The following is a 15,358-nucleotide window of genomic DNA, read 5'->3' on the forward strand; positions in this document are numbered from 1 at the left end:
CTGCGTAACCTAGCACCCCGGCCCGGCCCGGCAGCGGGGTCCGGAGCGGGGTCAGTACGTGTAGCGCAGGTGCTTGACGCCGTTGATGAAGTTGGACAGCAGGTAGTCGGGCTCGCCCACGGCCTTGATGCCCGGCAGCCGGGTGAACAGCTCGCGGAACATCACGGTCATCTCCCTGCGGGCCAGGTGCGCGCCGAGGCAGTGGTGCGGGCCCGGGCCGCCGAAGCCGACGTGCGGGTTGGGGTCGCGGGTGATGTCGAAGACGTCGGGGTCGGTGAAGACCGCCTCGTCGCGGTTGGCGGAGTTGTAGAACAGCAGCACCTTGTCGCCCTTGCGGTAGGTCATGCCGTTCATCTCGTGCTCGCGCGTGACCGTGCGGCGGAACTGGATCACCGGCGTGGAGTAGCGGATGATCTCGTCGCAGGCCTTGCCGATGAGCCCCTCGAAGTTGTCCAGCAGCAGGCGGCGCTGGGCGGGATGGTCGGTGAACAGCTTGAGCCCGTGAGAGATGGCGTTGCGGGTCGTCTCGCTGCCCGCCACGACGAGCAGGATGAAGAACGAGCCGAGCTCCTGGGCGGTGAGCCGTTCCTCGCCGTTGACGAGCAGGCTGACCAGGTCGCCCGTCGGCCGGCGGCGGCGCTCCTTGCCCAGCCGCGCGGCCAGGCGGCTGAGCTGGCGGCCGGCCCGCAGCAGCCTGACCAGCCCGCGGGCCGTGTTGAGGCGGCTCAGCTCGACGCCGATGCCGGTGTACTCGGGATCGACGCTGCCGAGGATGATGTTGGTCCGGCGCAGCACGAAGTCGTGGTGGTCGGGCGGGATGCCCATCATGTCGCAGATGACGCGCACCGGGAGGCGGGCGGCGATCTGGGTGACGAAGTCCTGCGGCCCCTCCTCGATCGCCCGGTCCACGATTTCGGTGGCGGCCACGGCCAGGTCGGTCTCCATCTTCGCCAGCACGCGCGGGGTGAACGCCCGCGAGACGATCCGCCGCAGCCTGGCGTGCTTCGGGTCGTCCATGTTGATCATGGAACCGAAGTAGACGGCGAGCCAGCGCGGCATGTCGGGGATGCTGTTGGCGCACGGCTCGCTGCTGAAGACCTCGGCGTCGCGGCTGGCCTGCAGGACGTCGGCGTGCCGGACGAGCGCGTAGTAGCCGGGCCCCGCCTTGATGAACGGCACCGCCAGCTCCGGCACGAACACCGGCCGGTCGAGCCGCCGCAGGCGCCGGAAGGCCTCCATCCGCGCGGCCTGCGGCAGCCCCCAGAAGTCGAGCCGCGACATCTCCAGGTCGGCGTAGAGCGTCATGCGAACAGCTTTCTGCAAGTGATCACTTGCGTCAAGGGCGCCCGCGTCCCCCGCCCAGGATCAGGTCCGCGCCCTTCTCGCCGATCATGATGGCAGGCGCGTGGGTGTGCCCGCGATTCGGTGTCGGCATGACCGACACGTCGACGACCCGCAGCCCCTCGACGCCGCGCACCCGCAGCTCGGGGTCCACCACCGACTCCGCGTCGGCGCCCATGCGGCAGGTGCCCACCGGGTGGTAGAGGGTCTCGCCGCGCTCGCGCACCCACTGGGCCAGCTCCTCGTCGCTCTCCTGCCCCGCGTAGGGCGCCATCGGCCCGCCCGCGTACGGCTTCATGGCGGCGGTGGCGAAGATCTGCCTGGCCGTCTTCAGCCCGGCGACCAGCCGCCGGACGTCGGCCTCCCGCGACAGGTAGGCCGGGTCGATCACCACGTCGCGGCCGTTGAGCCCGACCCTGCCGCGGCTCTCCGGCTGCAGCAGGATCACGCCGACGGTCAGCCCGTGGCCGGTCGGCGGGGTGAGGCCGTGGTCGATGAACGGGCCGGGAGCGAAGATCAGCTCGATGTCGGGCGCGGGCTCCACCGGCGAGGTCCGCACGAAGGCGACCGCCTCGCCCACGTTCGTGGTGAGCATGCCGGAGCGCAGCACGATGTAGCGCAGCAGGTTGCTGACGGACTCGGCCTTGGTCAGCGTGACCGGCTGCCGGCACTGGACGAACACCCCGGAGGACAGGTGGTCCTGCAGGTTCTTGCCGACCTCCGGCAGCGCGCGGACGAGCGGGACCCCGGCGTCGCGCAGCTCGTCGGCGGCGCCCACGCCGGACCGCATGAGCAGGTGCGGCGAGCCGATGGCGCCCGCCGCCAGGATGACCTCGCGCCTGGCCCTGATCTGGGCGCCGCCGCTGTGCTCGATGCCGGTGGCGCGGGCGCCGTCGAAGACCACCCGGTCCACGGTCGCGCTGGTGATCACCGTGAGGTTGGACCGTTTGAGCGCGGGACGCAGGTAGGCGTCGGCGGCGCTCCACCGGCGGCCGCGGTTCTGGTTGACGGGGGTCGGGCTGTAACCCTCGTTGGAGGGGCCGTTCAGCTCGTCCAGGCGGCGCAGGCCCAGCTCGGCGCAGGCGCGCAGGAACGCGGCGGTGGTGATGTTGGGGCTGCGCAGCTCGGAGACGTACAGCGGGCCGGCCTCGCCGTACACGCCGCCCCGGTTGCTGCCGACCCGGCGCTCGGCCCGCTTGAAGTACGGCAGCACCTCGTCGTACGACCAGCCGGGCACCCCCCACTGGTCGTAGTCGAGCCGGTGGCCGCGCACCCACATCTGGGCGTTGATCGACGACGAGCCGCCGACCACCCGGCCCCGCGGCCAGTAGAGCTCCCGGCCGGACATCTCGGGCTGCTTGGCCGTCGTGTAGTTCCAGTCGTAGGCGGTCTTGAACAGCTTGGCGAACCCCGCGGGCATGCGGATCTCCAGCTTGTCGTCGCGGCCACCCGCCTCGACCAGCGCCACCGACACCCCGGGATCGGCCGACAGCCGGTTGGCCAGCACGCAACCGGCCGACCCCGCGCCGACGACCACGTAGTCGTACTCCATGAACTCCTCCAGGGATGAGCGACGTGGTACCTGCTTACTCCAGGCGGACAGGCTCGTCCATAACCATGTGTGGCCCACGTCACGTACCGGCCGGTAGGGTGCGCTGCGAGGATAGCGCGCAAGCCGCGAAGAGGGAGGAAGGCGTCGATGCTCAACCTGTCTGTGGTCCTGGAGGACAGCGCCCGCAACAACCCCGACGGCACGGCCGTGGTCTTCGGGGACATGCGGCTGCCGTACTCCATGATCGACACCATGGCGTCCCAGGTGGCCAACCTGCTCGTCTCGCGCGGCATCGGCAGGGGCGACAAGGTCGCGCTGGCCTGCCCCAACCTGCCGTACTTCCCGTTCGTCTACTACGGCATCCTCAAGGCCGGCGCGACGGTCGTGCCGCTGAACGTGCTGCTGCAGAGCCGGGAGATCGCCTACCACCTCGACGACTGCGAGGCCAAGGCGCTGTTCTGCTTCGAGGGCACGCCGGAGCTGCCGCTGGGCGAGCGGGGCCGGGCGGGCTTCGAGGCGGCCGAGGGCTGCGAGCAGTTCGTCGTGCTGCCCGCCACGCCGCTGGCCACCGAGTCGGAGTACGGCGAGTCGATCTGGGCGGCGCTCGGCGGGGTGCCGTCGGAGTTCGAGACGGTGCAGACCTCGGCCGAGGACACCGCGGTGATCCTCTACACCTCCGGCACCACGGGCCAGCCGAAGGGCGCCGAGCTGAGCCACCAGAACATGCTGATGAACGTCCTGGTCTGCGATGAGATGTTCCCTTCGGCCCCGGACGGCGACGTGTTCATGGCGGTGCTGCCGCTGTTCCACTCCTTCGGGCAGACGGTCATCATGAACACCGGCTTCCGCAGGGGCGCCACCGTCGTGCTGATGCCGCGCTTCGAGCCGGGCGACGCCCTGGCGCTGATGCGCAAGGAGGGCGTCACGTTCTTCGCCGGGGTGCCCACCATGTACTGGGGCCTGCTGACCAGGATCCAGGCCGAGGGCGGCGAGGCGCCGGACTCGCTGAAGGTGGCCGTGGCGGGCGGCGCCTCCTCTCCGGTGGAGGTGCTCAAGGACTTCGAGCGCACCTTCGGCGTCGGCATCCTGGAGGGGTACGGCCTGTCGGAGACCTCGCCGGTGGCGAGCTTCAACCAGCCCGGCCGGCCCGCCAAGCCCGGCACGATCGGCACGCCCATCTGGGGCGTGGAGATGAAGCTGATCGACGGCGGATGGAAGACGGTCGAGGGCGAGGGGCCGGGCGAGATCGCGATCCGCGGCCACAACATCATGAAGGGCTACTACAACCGGCCCGAGGCCACGGCGGAGGTCATGCGCGACGGCTGGTTCCGCACCGGTGACGTCGCCACCCGCGACGCCGACGGCTACTACGCGATCATCGACCGGGCCAAGGACATGATCATCCGTGGCGGGTTCAACGTCTATCCGCGCGAGCTGGAGGAGGTGCTCATGACGCACGAGGCGGTCTCGCTCGCCGCCGTCGTCGGCGTGCCGCACGACTCCCACGGCGAGGAGGTCAAGGCGTACGTCATCCGCACCCCCGGCTCGGCGGTCACCGAGGAGGAGCTGATCGTCTGGTGCCGGGAGAACATGGCGGCGTACAAGTATCCGCGGATCGTGGAGTTCCGTGACGCGCTGCCGATGACCGCCACCGGCAAGATCCTCAAGCGCGAGCTGCGCTAGCGCCGGGGGCGGCGCTCCGGGGCCTGCTGGCGGGCAGGAGCGTGAAGGAGACGGCCTCCATCAGGCTTCTGCGCTTGGTGTTGTGGAAGGCGGCGACGCGCCAGCGGCCGTCGGCCTCGCGGACGAGGGTGTAGGTCTGCGCCTTGCCCAGCTCGCGCGGCCGCTTCTTGGCCACCTCTCCCCTGCCCACCACGACGGCCACGCCAGGTCCGAGGAAGCGGATCTCGTCGATCCGCTCGTACATGCGGGTGCCCTTGAGGAACGCGCCGAACAGCGCCCGGTGCCCGGCGGCGATGTCGGCGCGGCCGCGGTAGACGGTGCCGACGAAGGTCGTGTAGGTGGCGTCCTCGGTGAAGCAGGCGCCGTAGGCGTCGCCGTCACCGCGGTCCCAGGCGTCGCGCAGGTCGGCGAACAGCTCGCGGACGGCCTTCTCGGCGGGCTGGGTCATGGGGCACCCCTCTGATAGCTTGCTCGACACAGTATCTGTGTCGAGGATTTATCTGCACTGTTGCAGATATTAGATTAGAGAAGAGGAATTCGGGTGTCAACGCCGCCGACCGAGGTCTTCCGCCGCTACCTGAGCGCGATGGTGCTCAACAGCCTGACCACCGCCGAGGCCGCCGGGCTCAACGCCACCGACTACTACGCGCTCAACCTGCTCGACCTGGCGGGCCCGCTGACCTCCGGCGAGCTGGCCGCGCGCACGGGCCTGACCACCGGCGCGACGACGCGGCTCATCGACCGGCTGGAGAAGGGCGGGCACGTCCGCCGCGTGCCGGACCCGGCCGACCGGCGCAAGGTGATCGTTGAGGCCACCGGGCAGCCGGAGAGCCTGGACAAGGTGCTGACCGGAACCAGGCGGCGGATCGGCGAACTGCTGGGGAGCTACTCGGAGGAGGAACTGGCCACGCTGTTCGACTACTTCGGCCGGGCCGCCACGGCCTACCGCGAGGCCACCGACGAGCTGGCCCGCGCCCGGCAGGGCTGACGCCCACCCGCCGACGCGGATCCCCGGCTCCGGCGGGGGCGCGCCGGAGCCGTACGCCGATCAGGGCCAGTCGCGGGCCGGGCGGAGCGGGACGCCGGAGCCGCCGGCGTCGTCGAGCTTGACCCCGAGCACCTGGTGGAGCTGCACCTTGTTGCGCTCGAAACCGACGATGCAGCCGGCCATGTACAGGGCCCACACCCGGGCGGTGCCCATGCCGACCTCCTGGACGGCCTCGGTCCACGTGGCGTCGAGGTTGTCGCACCAGTGACGCAGCGTCCTGGCGTAGTGCTCGCGCAGGTTCTCCTCGTGGCGGATCTCGAAGCCGATGTCCTCCATTCGCCTGATCAGGTGACCGACCGACTCCAGCTCCCCGTCGGGGAAGACGTAGCGGTTGATGAAGCCGCCCTTGTTGAAGGTCTTCTCGGTGCCGGTCGGCCGGGTGATGCAGTGGTTGAGCAGCCGCCCGCCGGGCTTGAGCTTGTCGTACAGGAAGGAGAAGTAGGACGGCAGGTTGGCCTTGCCGATGTGTTCGGTCAGGCCGATGGAGCTGACCGCGTCGAACCCGCTCTCGGTCACGTCGCGGTAGTCCATGTGGCGGACCTCGGCCAGGTCCCGCAGCCCGGCGTCGGCGATGGCCCGCTGCGCCCACTCGGCCTGCTGCCTGCTGAGGGTCACGCCGAGGACCTGGACGCCGTAGTGCCGGGCCGCGTGCACGGCCATGCCGCCCCAGCCGCAGCCCACGTCGAGCAGCCGCATGCCGGGCTTGAGGCCGAGCTTGCGCGCCACCAGGTCGAACTTGGCGTACTGCGCCTCCTCCAACGTCGCGGTCTCGGAGGGGAAGACCGCGCACGTGTAGGCCATGGACGGGCCGAGCACCCACTCGTAGAAGCGGTTGGAGACGTCGTAGTGATGGTGGATGGCCTCGGCGTCACGCTGTTTGGCGTGGCGCTGGCCGAGCCGGGCCAGCGCGCCGCGCCGCACCTCCTGGGGGGGCGGCGGCACCCGCATGAGCAGCGGCTTGAGGCCGAGCGACCGGACAGCGGCGAGCTTCCCGGCCGCCGTCAGGTCGTGGGTGGTGATGGTCCACATGCGGTCGAGCAGCGTGTAGAGGTCGCCGTGGACGTCGATGTGCCCCGCCACGTACGCCCTGGCCAGGCCGAGCTCGCCCGGAGCCTGGGCCAGGTAGGCGACCGCGATGGGGGACTTCACCTCCAGGGTGACGTCCGCCCCGTCGGGCCCCGCCTTGCTGCCGTCGTAGGCCTGGAAGGCGATGTTCGCCTCGGGGCCGACGATCTTCTCGAAGATGGATGCCAGCATCTGCTCACCTTCCCCGCACACACTTGTCGTACAGGTCCAGCAGGCGCCCGTCCGGATCGTATTCCCGCTTGACCGGCCAGTAAGCATCGCCGTTGTAGAGGCGCCAGAACTGCTCTCGGGCGTAGAAGGAGGTGGAGTAGAGGGACTTGTGCCCGTCGAGCTCGTGGACGGTGTTCTCGATGAGCCCGTTGTAGTAGCCGTCGAACTGCCCCCGAGGCAGCGGCACCATGCCCCAGAACCCGAAGTTGACGTACAGCCGGCCCGGCTCCAGCGGGTAGAGCGGCCAGGTGGAGGACGACCGCAGCGGGCACATCCACACCGGCGTCATGCCGACCTTGTCGTGGAAGAACTCGAGGAACTCGGCCCCCCGCTCGACCGGCGTCTCGACGTCCTGGATGACCGACTCCTGCACGGGCCGGCCGGCCCACCGGTCGGCCCGCGCCGTCACCCCGAACCTGCGGTCCAGCGCCACCAGCCTGCGGTAGACGTCGGAGCGCATCCAGCGACGCGGCATGAGCGAGCGCACCACGGGCTGCTGCACGCCGAAGGCGCGCGAGCACCAGAACCAGTCGGTGTCCCAGCGCCACAGGTAGTCGCGGACCGTCAGCCAGTCGCGGTGCCGCTTCCTGATCGACTGGTAGTAGATCCGCATCCCGGTGTAGTCGGAGACGTAGGGCGCGCGCTCGGCGAAGCGGCCGACCGTCACGTACATCTCCTGCGGGCCGAAGAACACGCCGTCGACGAAGTCGACGCGCTCCCCGTCGTGCTCCATGCGCTCGCAGATCTCCTGCAGGGCGATCATGCACTTGCCGGCGTCGGAGAACGGGATGTGGGTGAGCCTGACGTACGGCTGGACCGGCCTGAGCCTGATCCTGATGCGCAGGGCGTAGCCGAGCGTGCCGTAGGAGTTGGGGAAGGCGCGGAACAGCTCGCGGTGCTCGTTGTCGTCGCGGGCCACGACGACGCGCCCGTCACCGGTGAGGATCTCGAGCTCCTCGACCGACTCGTGCGGCAGGCCGTCGCGGAAGCTGGTGGACTCGATGCCGAGGCCGGTGACGGCGCCGCCCAGCGTGATGGTCTTGAGCTGGGGCACCACGAAGGGCATGAGGCCGTGCGGCAGGGTGGCGTCGACGAGGTGCTCGTAGGTCGTCATGCCCTGGACCTCGGCCGTCATCGTCACCGGGTCCACGCTGATGACCTCGTCGAGATCCCTGGCCGACAGCTTGGCGGTGCGGCCCTGGTCACGGAACCGGAAGAGGTTGGACGTGGCCTTGGCGAGCCGGGGCGCGGCGCCGCCGGGGATCTCCGCGTAGGACTGGCGGATCTGCTCTACTGCCCGTCGGTGTGTCGACATCGTCGTCGTCACCTCAACGCACCCCCTTGAGCCGGTAGAGATCGTCCGTAAGAAAGTATCTCCCTGGGCCGACATCGAACAGACCGGGGTCGTTAAAGACACGAAAACTGTTCATCGTGCCAGGTGAACGGCTAAATGGCGGGCGTATCCGGAAATCTACCTTCAATTCGTGGCGAAACCTGGCCAGGGCTGTCCGCTACGACCGCCCGCCCCCGACGGGGCGGGCACGGCGCGGGGACCGCCTGGGGCGTCACGCGCCCACGGTGAAGCTGGCGATCACCTGCCGCATCAGGCCCCTGGTACGGCCCCACTGCGGCTCGGGCATCGTCCACGACAGGACGTAGGCGGCGTCGTCGGCGACGACCACGCGGCGCACCTCCCGGTACCTTTCCCCCTGCCGGGCCCACGGCGCCAGCCCTTCGCCCGCGGTGTAGGCGAACTCCCATTCCACGGCCTTGGCGCCCTGGTGCGCGACCGCCCGGCGACCGACCACGCGCAGGTCCGGCGCGGCGCGCCGCAGCTCGTCCTCGGAGTCGCGCAGGAGCTGGTACGGGTCGCGGGCGACGTAGACGGCCCGGACGCCGAGGTGCGCCCGCCCGCCGCGCCGCGTCCACTCGGTGTAGGCCTCGCTGCGGGCCCCGCGCCAGGTCGTGGGGCGGGCGATGGACCAGCCGTCGCGCGACTTCCACGCCCGTACGGCCGGCTCCTGGGTGCTCGGCGTCGGCGTGGCCGACGGGGTGGCGGCGGCCGACGGCGTCGGCGCGGCGGTGGAGGGGACGGGCGTGCCGGGCAACGGGCTGCTGGCGGCGGCGCGCGTGGCGACGCCGGAGCTGCCCTCGGCGGGCGGCGTCAGCTCGAAGTAGGCGAACGTGCCGCCGGCGAGCATGAGCACGGCCGCCGCGGCGGCGGCGACGAGGGTCCGGCCCCGGCCGCGCGAGGGCCTGGGCTCGGCCACGTCCAGGTCGTTGACGGCCGGCCGGGAGGCGACGATCTCGGCGAGCAGCCGGTCGGTCTCCTCGGCGGTGAGCCGGTCCTCCGGCTCCTTGCGCAGCAGGCCCTTGAGCACCGGATGCATCACCGGGGGGATGCGGCGGTAGTCCGGTTCCTCGTTGAGCAGGGCGTTCAGCGTGGCCATCGGCTCGCCGCGGTCGAACGGCGAGCGGCCGACCAGCGTGGCGAACAGGGTGGCGCCCAGGGACCACAGGTCGGAGGCCGGTCCGGCCTCGGCGGCGCGCACCCGTTCGGGCGCCAGGAAGCTCGGCGACCCGGTGACCATGCCGGTGCTGGTGAGCGAGGAGTCACCTTCGGCCGTGGCGATGCCGAAGTCGGTCAGCACCGCCCTGCCCTCGTCGGAGAGCAGGATGTTGCTCGGCTTGACGTCGCGGTGCAGGATGCCGGCCTGGTGGGCGGCGCGCAGCGCGGACAGCACCTGCCTGCCGACGTCGGCCGCCTGCCGGATGGGCAGGGCCCCCGTGGTGGCGACGACCTCCTCGACGGAGGGGTGGCGCACCAGTTCCATGATGATCCAGGGGCGGCCGTCCGCCTCCACCACGTCGTAGACGGCGACGACCGACGGGTGGTTGAGCTTGGCGGCCGTCCTGGCCTCGCGAGCGGTCCGCAGGAGCACGCGCTCCTGGTCCGCGCGTGGCAGCCCGTCGGGCAACAGCACTTCCTTGATCGCGATCTGCCGGTTGAGCAGCGTGTCGCGGCCTTCCCAGACCACTCCCATGCCGCCACGCCCCAGCTCACGGAGTAACTGGTAACGCCCGGCGATCAGCGGCGTGCTTTCCGAAACCATGTCCTACCCCTGTAGACCACCCGATCAGTGGGCAAGTTTCCCATACATGACCTTGGTTCGCGGGGTCGTCGGGAAGGCGGCTTGCCACAGTTCACCGAATGTTGTTCTACTGGGGGCGGCGCCGACGGCTCGCACGTGAGGAGAGATCCATGACCGGAACCCCCCAGGGCCCGCTCGCCGGGGTACGGGTGCTGGAGCTCGCCGGGCTCGCGCCGGGGCCGTTCGCGGGCATGATGCTCGCCGACCACGGCGCCGAGGTGCTGCGGGTGGACCGCGTCTCCGCGGTGTCCGACCGGCCCCGCACCGACGTGATGGACCGCGGCAAGCGCACGGTCGGCCTGGACCTGAAGGCGCCGGAGGGCGTGACGGCGTTCAAGGAGCTGGCCGCCCACGCCGACGTGGTCATCGAGGTGTTCCGGCCGGGCGTCGCCGAGCGGCTCGGCATCGGCCCGGACGACCTGCACGCGGTGAACGAGCGGCTCGTCTACGGCCGGATGACCGGGTGGGGGCAGGACGGCCCGCTGGCCCCGCACGCGGGGCACGACATCGACTACATCGCCGTCTCCGGCGTGCTGTCGCTGCTGGGCCGCGCGGGCGAGCCGCCCACGCCGCCGATCAACATCCTCGGCGACTTCGCCGGCGGCGGCCTCATGCTGGCCTACGGCGTCCTGCTCGCCCTGATCGAGCGGGAGCGGACCGGCCGCGGGCGGGTGATCGACGCCGCCATGGTCGACGGGTCGGCCCTGCTGTTCGCGATGTTCGCGCACGGGGTGCAGAGCGGCTTCTGGGGACCGCGCGGCACCAACCTGCTCGACACGGGCGCGCCGATGTACGACACCTACGAGACGGCCGACGGGCTCCACGTGGCGGTGGGTCCGCTGGAGCCGCGGTTCTGGGACGAGATGGTCGGCCGCATGGGGCTGACCGACCTGCCCGACCGCGCCGACCGGACCCAGTGGCCGGCACTGCGGGCCCGCCTGGCCGAGGCGTTCCGGTCGCGGACGCGGGCGGAGTGGGAGGCGGTGTTCGAGGGCTCGGACGCGTGCGTCGCGCCGGTGCTGTCGATGCCCGAGGCCGCCCGGCACCCGCACAACGTGGCGCGCGGCACGTTCGTCGAGGTCGGCGGCGTCACCCAGCCGCGCCCGGCGCCGCGCCTGCTCGGCGCCCCCGCCGCCGGGCTCGCCCCCGCCACCCGGCTGGACGACCTGTCCGCCTGGGGCCTGTCAGCAGAGGTCGCCGCGAAGCTCCGCGCCCAGGGCGTGCTGGCCTGACGCGGATCGCAGGAGCGCCGGGTAGTCCTTCGGGCGGAACGAGTCGTGCAGGCGCGTCCCGCCGCCGAACCTGCTCGCCGCCCGCGTGACAGCCGTGGGCAGGACGCCGAGGAGCCGCACCGCCTGCACCAGTCCCCACAGGTCGAGCCGGGACCGCGGCACCAGGCGCCGGGCGGCGGCCAGCGCGAAGGCGCGGCTGCGCCGTACGTAGTCGCCGAGCTCCGCCTCGTAGGCGGGAAAGGCCGGCTCGTGGTCGCCGCCCGCCAGGGCCAGTTCGCCGGCGAGCACGTACGCGCCGACGACGGCCAGGCTGGTGCTGCCGCCGACGGCGGGCCCCGGGCAGTACCCGGCGTCGCCGACCAGGCTCACCCGCCCGCGTGACCAGGTGTCCAGGCGGAGCTGGGTGATCGAGTCGAAGTAGAAGGCCCGGGCGCGGTCGGCCTCGTCCAGCAGGCGGGCCGTCTCCCAGCCGAGGCCGGCGAAGTGCTCGCGCAGCAGCTCCTTCTGCCGCGCCGTGTCGCGGTGGTGATAGTCCAGCGGCTCCGGGGTCCTGAACAGGAACAGGGCCCGCGCGTCGGTCAGCCCGGCCGCGCCGTACGCGGCCGCCAGCCGGTCGACGTCCAGCAGGCCCTCCATACGGCCGTCCAGACCCAGGTGGTTGGGAACGGAGGCGACGGCGAGGTAGGCGCCGATCCAGGTGGCGAAGCGGGACTCGGGGCCGAAGACGAGGCGGCGGACGTTCGAGTGCAGTCCGTCCGCGCCGATCACCAGGTCGAACCGGCGGGTCCGCCCGCTGTCGAACCGCACCTCGCCGTCCTGCCCGATGGCGGCGACGGAGTCGGCGAAGACGTACTCGACGTCGTCGCGCGTGGCGTCGTGGAGGACCTTGCCGAGGTCGTCGCGCATGATCTCGACGTGCCGGTCGGAGACCGCCGCGACGATCCGGCGCGTCTCCAGCTCCACGGGACGGGAGCGGCCCGGCACGAACATGCTCAGCCGGTCGGTGCCGGTCCGGCGGGCCGTGACGGGGCCGAGCAACCCCATCCGTTCCACGATGTCCATGGCGGGCCTGAAGAGGTCGACCGCGTGCCCGCCGGCCTCACGCAGCGCCGGGGCGCGCTCCACCACCGTCACGTCGAAGCCGTGCCGGACGAGCCAGTACGCGAGGGTGGGTCCGGCGATGCCGGCGCCGGAGATCAGTACGTGCATGCCTACCTCCTTACTTAACGGATGGTAAGTCGCCGGGCGGCGCCACCGCAAGGGCTTACTTAACGATAGGTAAGGGATACGCTGTTCAGCATGGCGAGGCAGAGCGACACCCGGGCGCGCATCCAGGCCGTGGCACGCGAGCTGTTCGCCTCGCAGGGCGTGCGCGACACCAGCCTGCGCCAGATCTCAGAGCGGCTCGGCATCACCAAGCCCGCGCTCTACTACCACTTCGCCTCGCGCGAGGACCTGGTACGGAGCATCGTCCAGCCGATGGTGGACGACCTGGAACGGTTCGTCGCCGCGCGTGAGAGGACACCGGAGCACGACGCGGCCGGGCGGCGGCGGCTGCTGGAGGACTACTTCGAGCTGATGTGGCGGCACCGGGACGTGACCGTCATGGTGGTGCGCGACCTGTCGACGCTGGCCGAGCTGAACCTGGCGGAGCGCATGTTCGACTGGCGGCGGCGGCTCATCGTGCTGCTGCTGGGGCCCGAGGTCTCGGCGACCCAGCACATACGGGCCACGGTGGCGCTCGGCGGGATGTCCGACTGTACCGTCGAGTACGCGCACCTGCCGCTGGAGCAGGTCAAGGGCGCGGCGGTCGAGGCGGCGGCGGCCGCGCTCGGCCCGGGCACGCCGTCCTGACGGCGGCCCACACGCCCTTTCGGCGGCCTGTCACGCCCGCACGCCGTCCCGACACTGGCACGCGGGCGCCCCGTCCGACAGCGCGGGCCGGAGCGCGGGCCGGAGCGCGGGCCGGAGCGCGGGCCGGAGCGCGGGCCGGAGCGCGGGCCGGAGCGCGGGCCGGAGCGCGGGCCGTCAGACGGCGATGTAGAGGTCCACTCCGTCGGGGTGGTGCACCTCCAGGTCCGTGGTGAACGCCCGCGGCGGCGCGCCGCCCGACTCGGTGTGCTTCCACACCTGCTGCCACGCCTCCACGATCGCCTGCGGCATCGGACCGCGGGCCGCCACCCGGAACGCCTTGGCGGCGGGCACGCGCACGGCCACCATCCCCTCCGGCAGGCGCGGCGCCGTGCGCACGCCGATGCCCACGATCTGCGTGTAGGCGCCGTAGTGGTCGCTCTCGTAGTCGGTGAGCACCGCGTACAGGTGCTCGTCCATCCGTCCCGGCACGTGCGCGAACGCCCCGGGCGCCCCCGCCCGCTGCCACAGCGCCGGAAGCCTGGCCCGCGCCGGGTCGAGCTCGTCGGCGTTCGTGGTGCGGACGACGAACCCGACGACGGTCAGCTCATCACGGTCTGTGATCTCCACAGGCCCTCCATCCCCCTTGACTGTCCCCGGCAGATCATAAGCCCCCGCGAAAGGGGGAAACCCACGATGAACCTGTCACCGCATAAGATGGACGAACGTGGAGTTTCTCAACGGCCTCCAGCCGCATCACGACCTGACCTACAGCGACGTCTTCATGGTCCCGTCGCGTTCCTCGGTCGGTTCCCGCCTCTCCGTCGACCTGTCGACGCGCGACGGCACGGGCACCACCATCCCCATCGTCGTGGCCAACATGACCGCCGTCGCCGGCCGCAGGATGGCCGAGACGGTGGCGCGTCGTGGCGGCATCGCCGTGATCCCCCAGGACATCCCCCTCGACGTGGTCGCCGACGTGGTCAAGTGGGTGAAGGAACGCGACCTCATCCACGACACACCGCTCACCCTGACCCCGCACGAGACCGTCGGCGAGGCGCTGCACCTGCTGCCCAAGCGCGCGCACGGCGCCGTCATCGTCGTCGACTGGGACAACCGGCCGGTCGGCGTGGTGACCGAGGCGGACTGCGAGGGCGTCGACATGTACACCCAGCTCTCGCAGGTGATGTCGAGCGGGCTGCTGACGCTGCCCGCCGGGCTGGAGCCGCGGGTGGCCTTCGACCGGCTGCACGAGGGCCGGCACCGGCTGGCGCCCATCGTGGACGGCGAGGGCCGCCTGGTCGGCATCCTCACCCGCACCGGGGCGCTGCGCGCCACGCTCTACCGGCCGGCGATCGACTCCGGCGGCAGGCTGCGCGTCGCCGCCGCGGTGGGCGTCAACGGCGACGTCGCCGCCAAGGCCAAGGACCTGCTGGACGCCGGGATCGACTGCCTGGTCGTCGACACCGCCCACGGCCACCAGGACAAGATGATCACCGCGCTGCGCGCCGTGAAGGCGCTCGACCCGCCGGTGCCCGTCGCGGCCGGCAACGTGGTGACGGCGGGCGGCGTGCGCGACCTGGTGGACGCCGGAGCCGACATCCTCAAGGTCGGCGTCGGGCCGGGCGCCATGTGCACCACGCGGATGATGACCGGCGTGGGCCGGCCGCAGTTCTCCGCCGTGCTGGAGTGCTCGGTCGAGGCTCGGCGGCTCGGGCGGCACGTGTGGGCCGACGGCGGCGTGCGCCACCCGCGTGACGTCGCCCTGGCCCTGGCGGCCGGTGCGGCCAACGTGATGATCGGGTCCTGGTTCGCCGGGACGTACGAGTCGCCCGGCGACACCCGAACCGACGCCGACGGCCGCCGCTACAAGGAGAACTTCGGCATGGCCTCGGCCCGCGCGGTGCGGCTGCGCACGGCCGAGGACAGCGCGTTCGAACGGGCCAGGAAGGCGCTGTTCGAGGAGGGCATCTCGACCTCGCGCATGTACCTGGACCCGCGCCGGCCGAGCGTGGAGGACCAGATCGACGCCATCGTGGCGGGACTTCGGTCGGCGTGCACCTACGCCGGGGCCACCACGCTGGAGGAGTTCCACGACCGCGCCGTGATCGGCATCCAGGGCTCGTCCGGCTACGCCGAGGGCATGCCGCTGCACCAGAGCTGGTGACGCGCCGGGCGGGACGGCTCACCCCGTCCCGCCCGC

Annotated in this window: 13 protein-coding genes; 5 read left to right on the top strand and 8 right to left on the bottom strand. The window is 71.7% G+C overall.

The window, feature by feature from the left end:
- Positions 1-51 precede the first annotated feature (51 nt).
- Together ACGF0J_RS26480 and ACGF0J_RS26485 are read right to left on the bottom strand one after the other, a co-directional pair.
- Positions 52-1,305: a cytochrome P450 gene (locus ACGF0J_RS26480; protein ID WP_393149746.1), complete on the bottom strand. Its 1,254-nt coding sequence runs from the start codon at positions 1,303-1,305 to the stop codon at positions 52-54.
- Positions 1,306-1,336: 31 nt separating this feature from the next.
- The gene (locus ACGF0J_RS26485; RefSeq protein ID WP_393149748.1) at positions 1,337-2,893 is read right to left on the bottom strand and encodes a GMC family oxidoreductase; all 1,557 of its coding nucleotides are present in this window, start codon (positions 2,891-2,893) and stop codon (positions 1,337-1,339) included.
- Between the two features lie 147 nt (positions 2,894-3,040).
- On the opposite strand from ACGF0J_RS26485, the gene ACGF0J_RS26490 reads away from it, so the two are divergent.
- Positions 3,041-4,576: a long-chain fatty acid--CoA ligase gene (locus tag ACGF0J_RS26490; protein WP_393149750.1), complete on the top strand. Its 1,536-nt coding sequence runs from the start codon at positions 3,041-3,043 to the stop codon at positions 4,574-4,576.
- Here the strand turns inward: ACGF0J_RS26490 and ACGF0J_RS26495 are convergent.
- The gene (locus ACGF0J_RS26495; RefSeq protein WP_393149752.1) at positions 4,557-5,024 is read right to left on the bottom strand and encodes an SgcJ/EcaC family oxidoreductase; all 468 of its coding nucleotides are present in this window, start codon (positions 5,022-5,024) and stop codon (positions 4,557-4,559) included. The genes ACGF0J_RS26490 and ACGF0J_RS26495 overlap by 20 nt on opposite strands.
- 93 nt (positions 5,025-5,117) lie before the next feature.
- Between ACGF0J_RS26495 and ACGF0J_RS26500 the strand changes: the two genes are divergently transcribed.
- On the top strand, positions 5,118-5,564 hold the full coding sequence (locus tag ACGF0J_RS26500) for a MarR family winged helix-turn-helix transcriptional regulator (protein WP_393149754.1): 447 nt from the start codon (positions 5,118-5,120) through the stop codon (positions 5,562-5,564).
- Positions 5,565-5,624: 60 nt separating this feature from the next.
- Here the strand turns inward: ACGF0J_RS26500 and ACGF0J_RS26505 are convergent, their stop codons facing one another.
- The 3 genes from ACGF0J_RS26505 to ACGF0J_RS26515 all read right to left on the bottom strand — a co-directional run bounded on the left by ACGF0J_RS26505 (position 5,625) and on the right by ACGF0J_RS26515 (position 10,033).
- Positions 5,625-6,881, bottom strand: a complete 1,257-nt coding sequence (locus ACGF0J_RS26505; RefSeq protein WP_393149756.1) for a class I SAM-dependent methyltransferase — start codon at positions 6,879-6,881, stop codon at positions 5,625-5,627.
- Positions 6,882-6,885: 4 nt separating this feature from the next.
- The gene (locus tag ACGF0J_RS26510; RefSeq protein ID WP_393149758.1) at positions 6,886-8,235 is read right to left on the bottom strand and encodes an FAD-binding oxidoreductase; all 1,350 of its coding nucleotides are present in this window, start codon (positions 8,233-8,235) and stop codon (positions 6,886-6,888) included.
- Positions 8,236-8,485: 250 nt separating this feature from the next.
- On the bottom strand, positions 8,486-10,033 hold the full coding sequence (locus ACGF0J_RS26515; RefSeq protein WP_393149760.1) for a serine/threonine-protein kinase: 1,548 nt from the start codon (positions 10,031-10,033) through the stop codon (positions 8,486-8,488).
- Positions 10,034-10,182: 149 nt separating this feature from the next.
- Here ACGF0J_RS26515 and ACGF0J_RS26520 point away from each other — a divergent pair, with 149 nt between their 5' ends.
- Positions 10,183-11,304: a CaiB/BaiF CoA transferase family protein gene (locus ACGF0J_RS26520; RefSeq protein WP_393149762.1), complete on the top strand. Its 1,122-nt coding sequence runs from the start codon at positions 10,183-10,185 to the stop codon at positions 11,302-11,304.
- Here the strand turns inward: ACGF0J_RS26520 and ACGF0J_RS26525 are convergent.
- The gene (locus tag ACGF0J_RS26525) at positions 11,257-12,513 is read right to left on the bottom strand and encodes an FAD-dependent oxidoreductase (RefSeq protein ID WP_393149764.1); all 1,257 of its coding nucleotides are present in this window, start codon (positions 12,511-12,513) and stop codon (positions 11,257-11,259) included. The two genes, ACGF0J_RS26520 and ACGF0J_RS26525, sit on opposite strands and share 48 nt — an antisense overlap.
- A gap of 90 nt (positions 12,514-12,603) precedes the next feature.
- On the opposite strand from ACGF0J_RS26525, the gene ACGF0J_RS26530 reads away from it, so the two are divergent.
- Positions 12,604-13,158, top strand: coding sequence for a TetR/AcrR family transcriptional regulator (locus tag ACGF0J_RS26530; protein WP_393149766.1), 555 nt, complete (start codon positions 12,604-12,606; stop codon positions 13,156-13,158).
- Positions 13,159-13,332: 174 nt separating this feature from the next.
- On the opposite strand, the gene ACGF0J_RS26535 is transcribed toward ACGF0J_RS26530, so the two are convergent.
- The gene (locus tag ACGF0J_RS26535) at positions 13,333-13,785 is read right to left on the bottom strand and encodes a GyrI-like domain-containing protein (RefSeq protein WP_393149768.1); all 453 of its coding nucleotides are present in this window, start codon (positions 13,783-13,785) and stop codon (positions 13,333-13,335) included.
- Positions 13,786-13,882: 97 nt separating this feature from the next.
- Here ACGF0J_RS26535 and ACGF0J_RS26540 point away from each other — a divergent pair, with 97 nt between their 5' ends.
- Entirely contained in the window at positions 13,883-15,322 is a 1,440-nt protein-coding gene (locus tag ACGF0J_RS26540; protein ID WP_393149769.1) for a GuaB1 family IMP dehydrogenase-related protein, read from the top strand.
- The last annotated feature ends 36 nt before the right edge of the window (positions 15,323-15,358 follow it).

Origin of the sequence: Nonomuraea sp. NPDC047897 (genome assembly GCF_043204415.1) — a bacterium.
Classification (GTDB): domain Bacteria; phylum Actinomycetota; class Actinomycetes; order Streptosporangiales; family Streptosporangiaceae; genus Nonomuraea.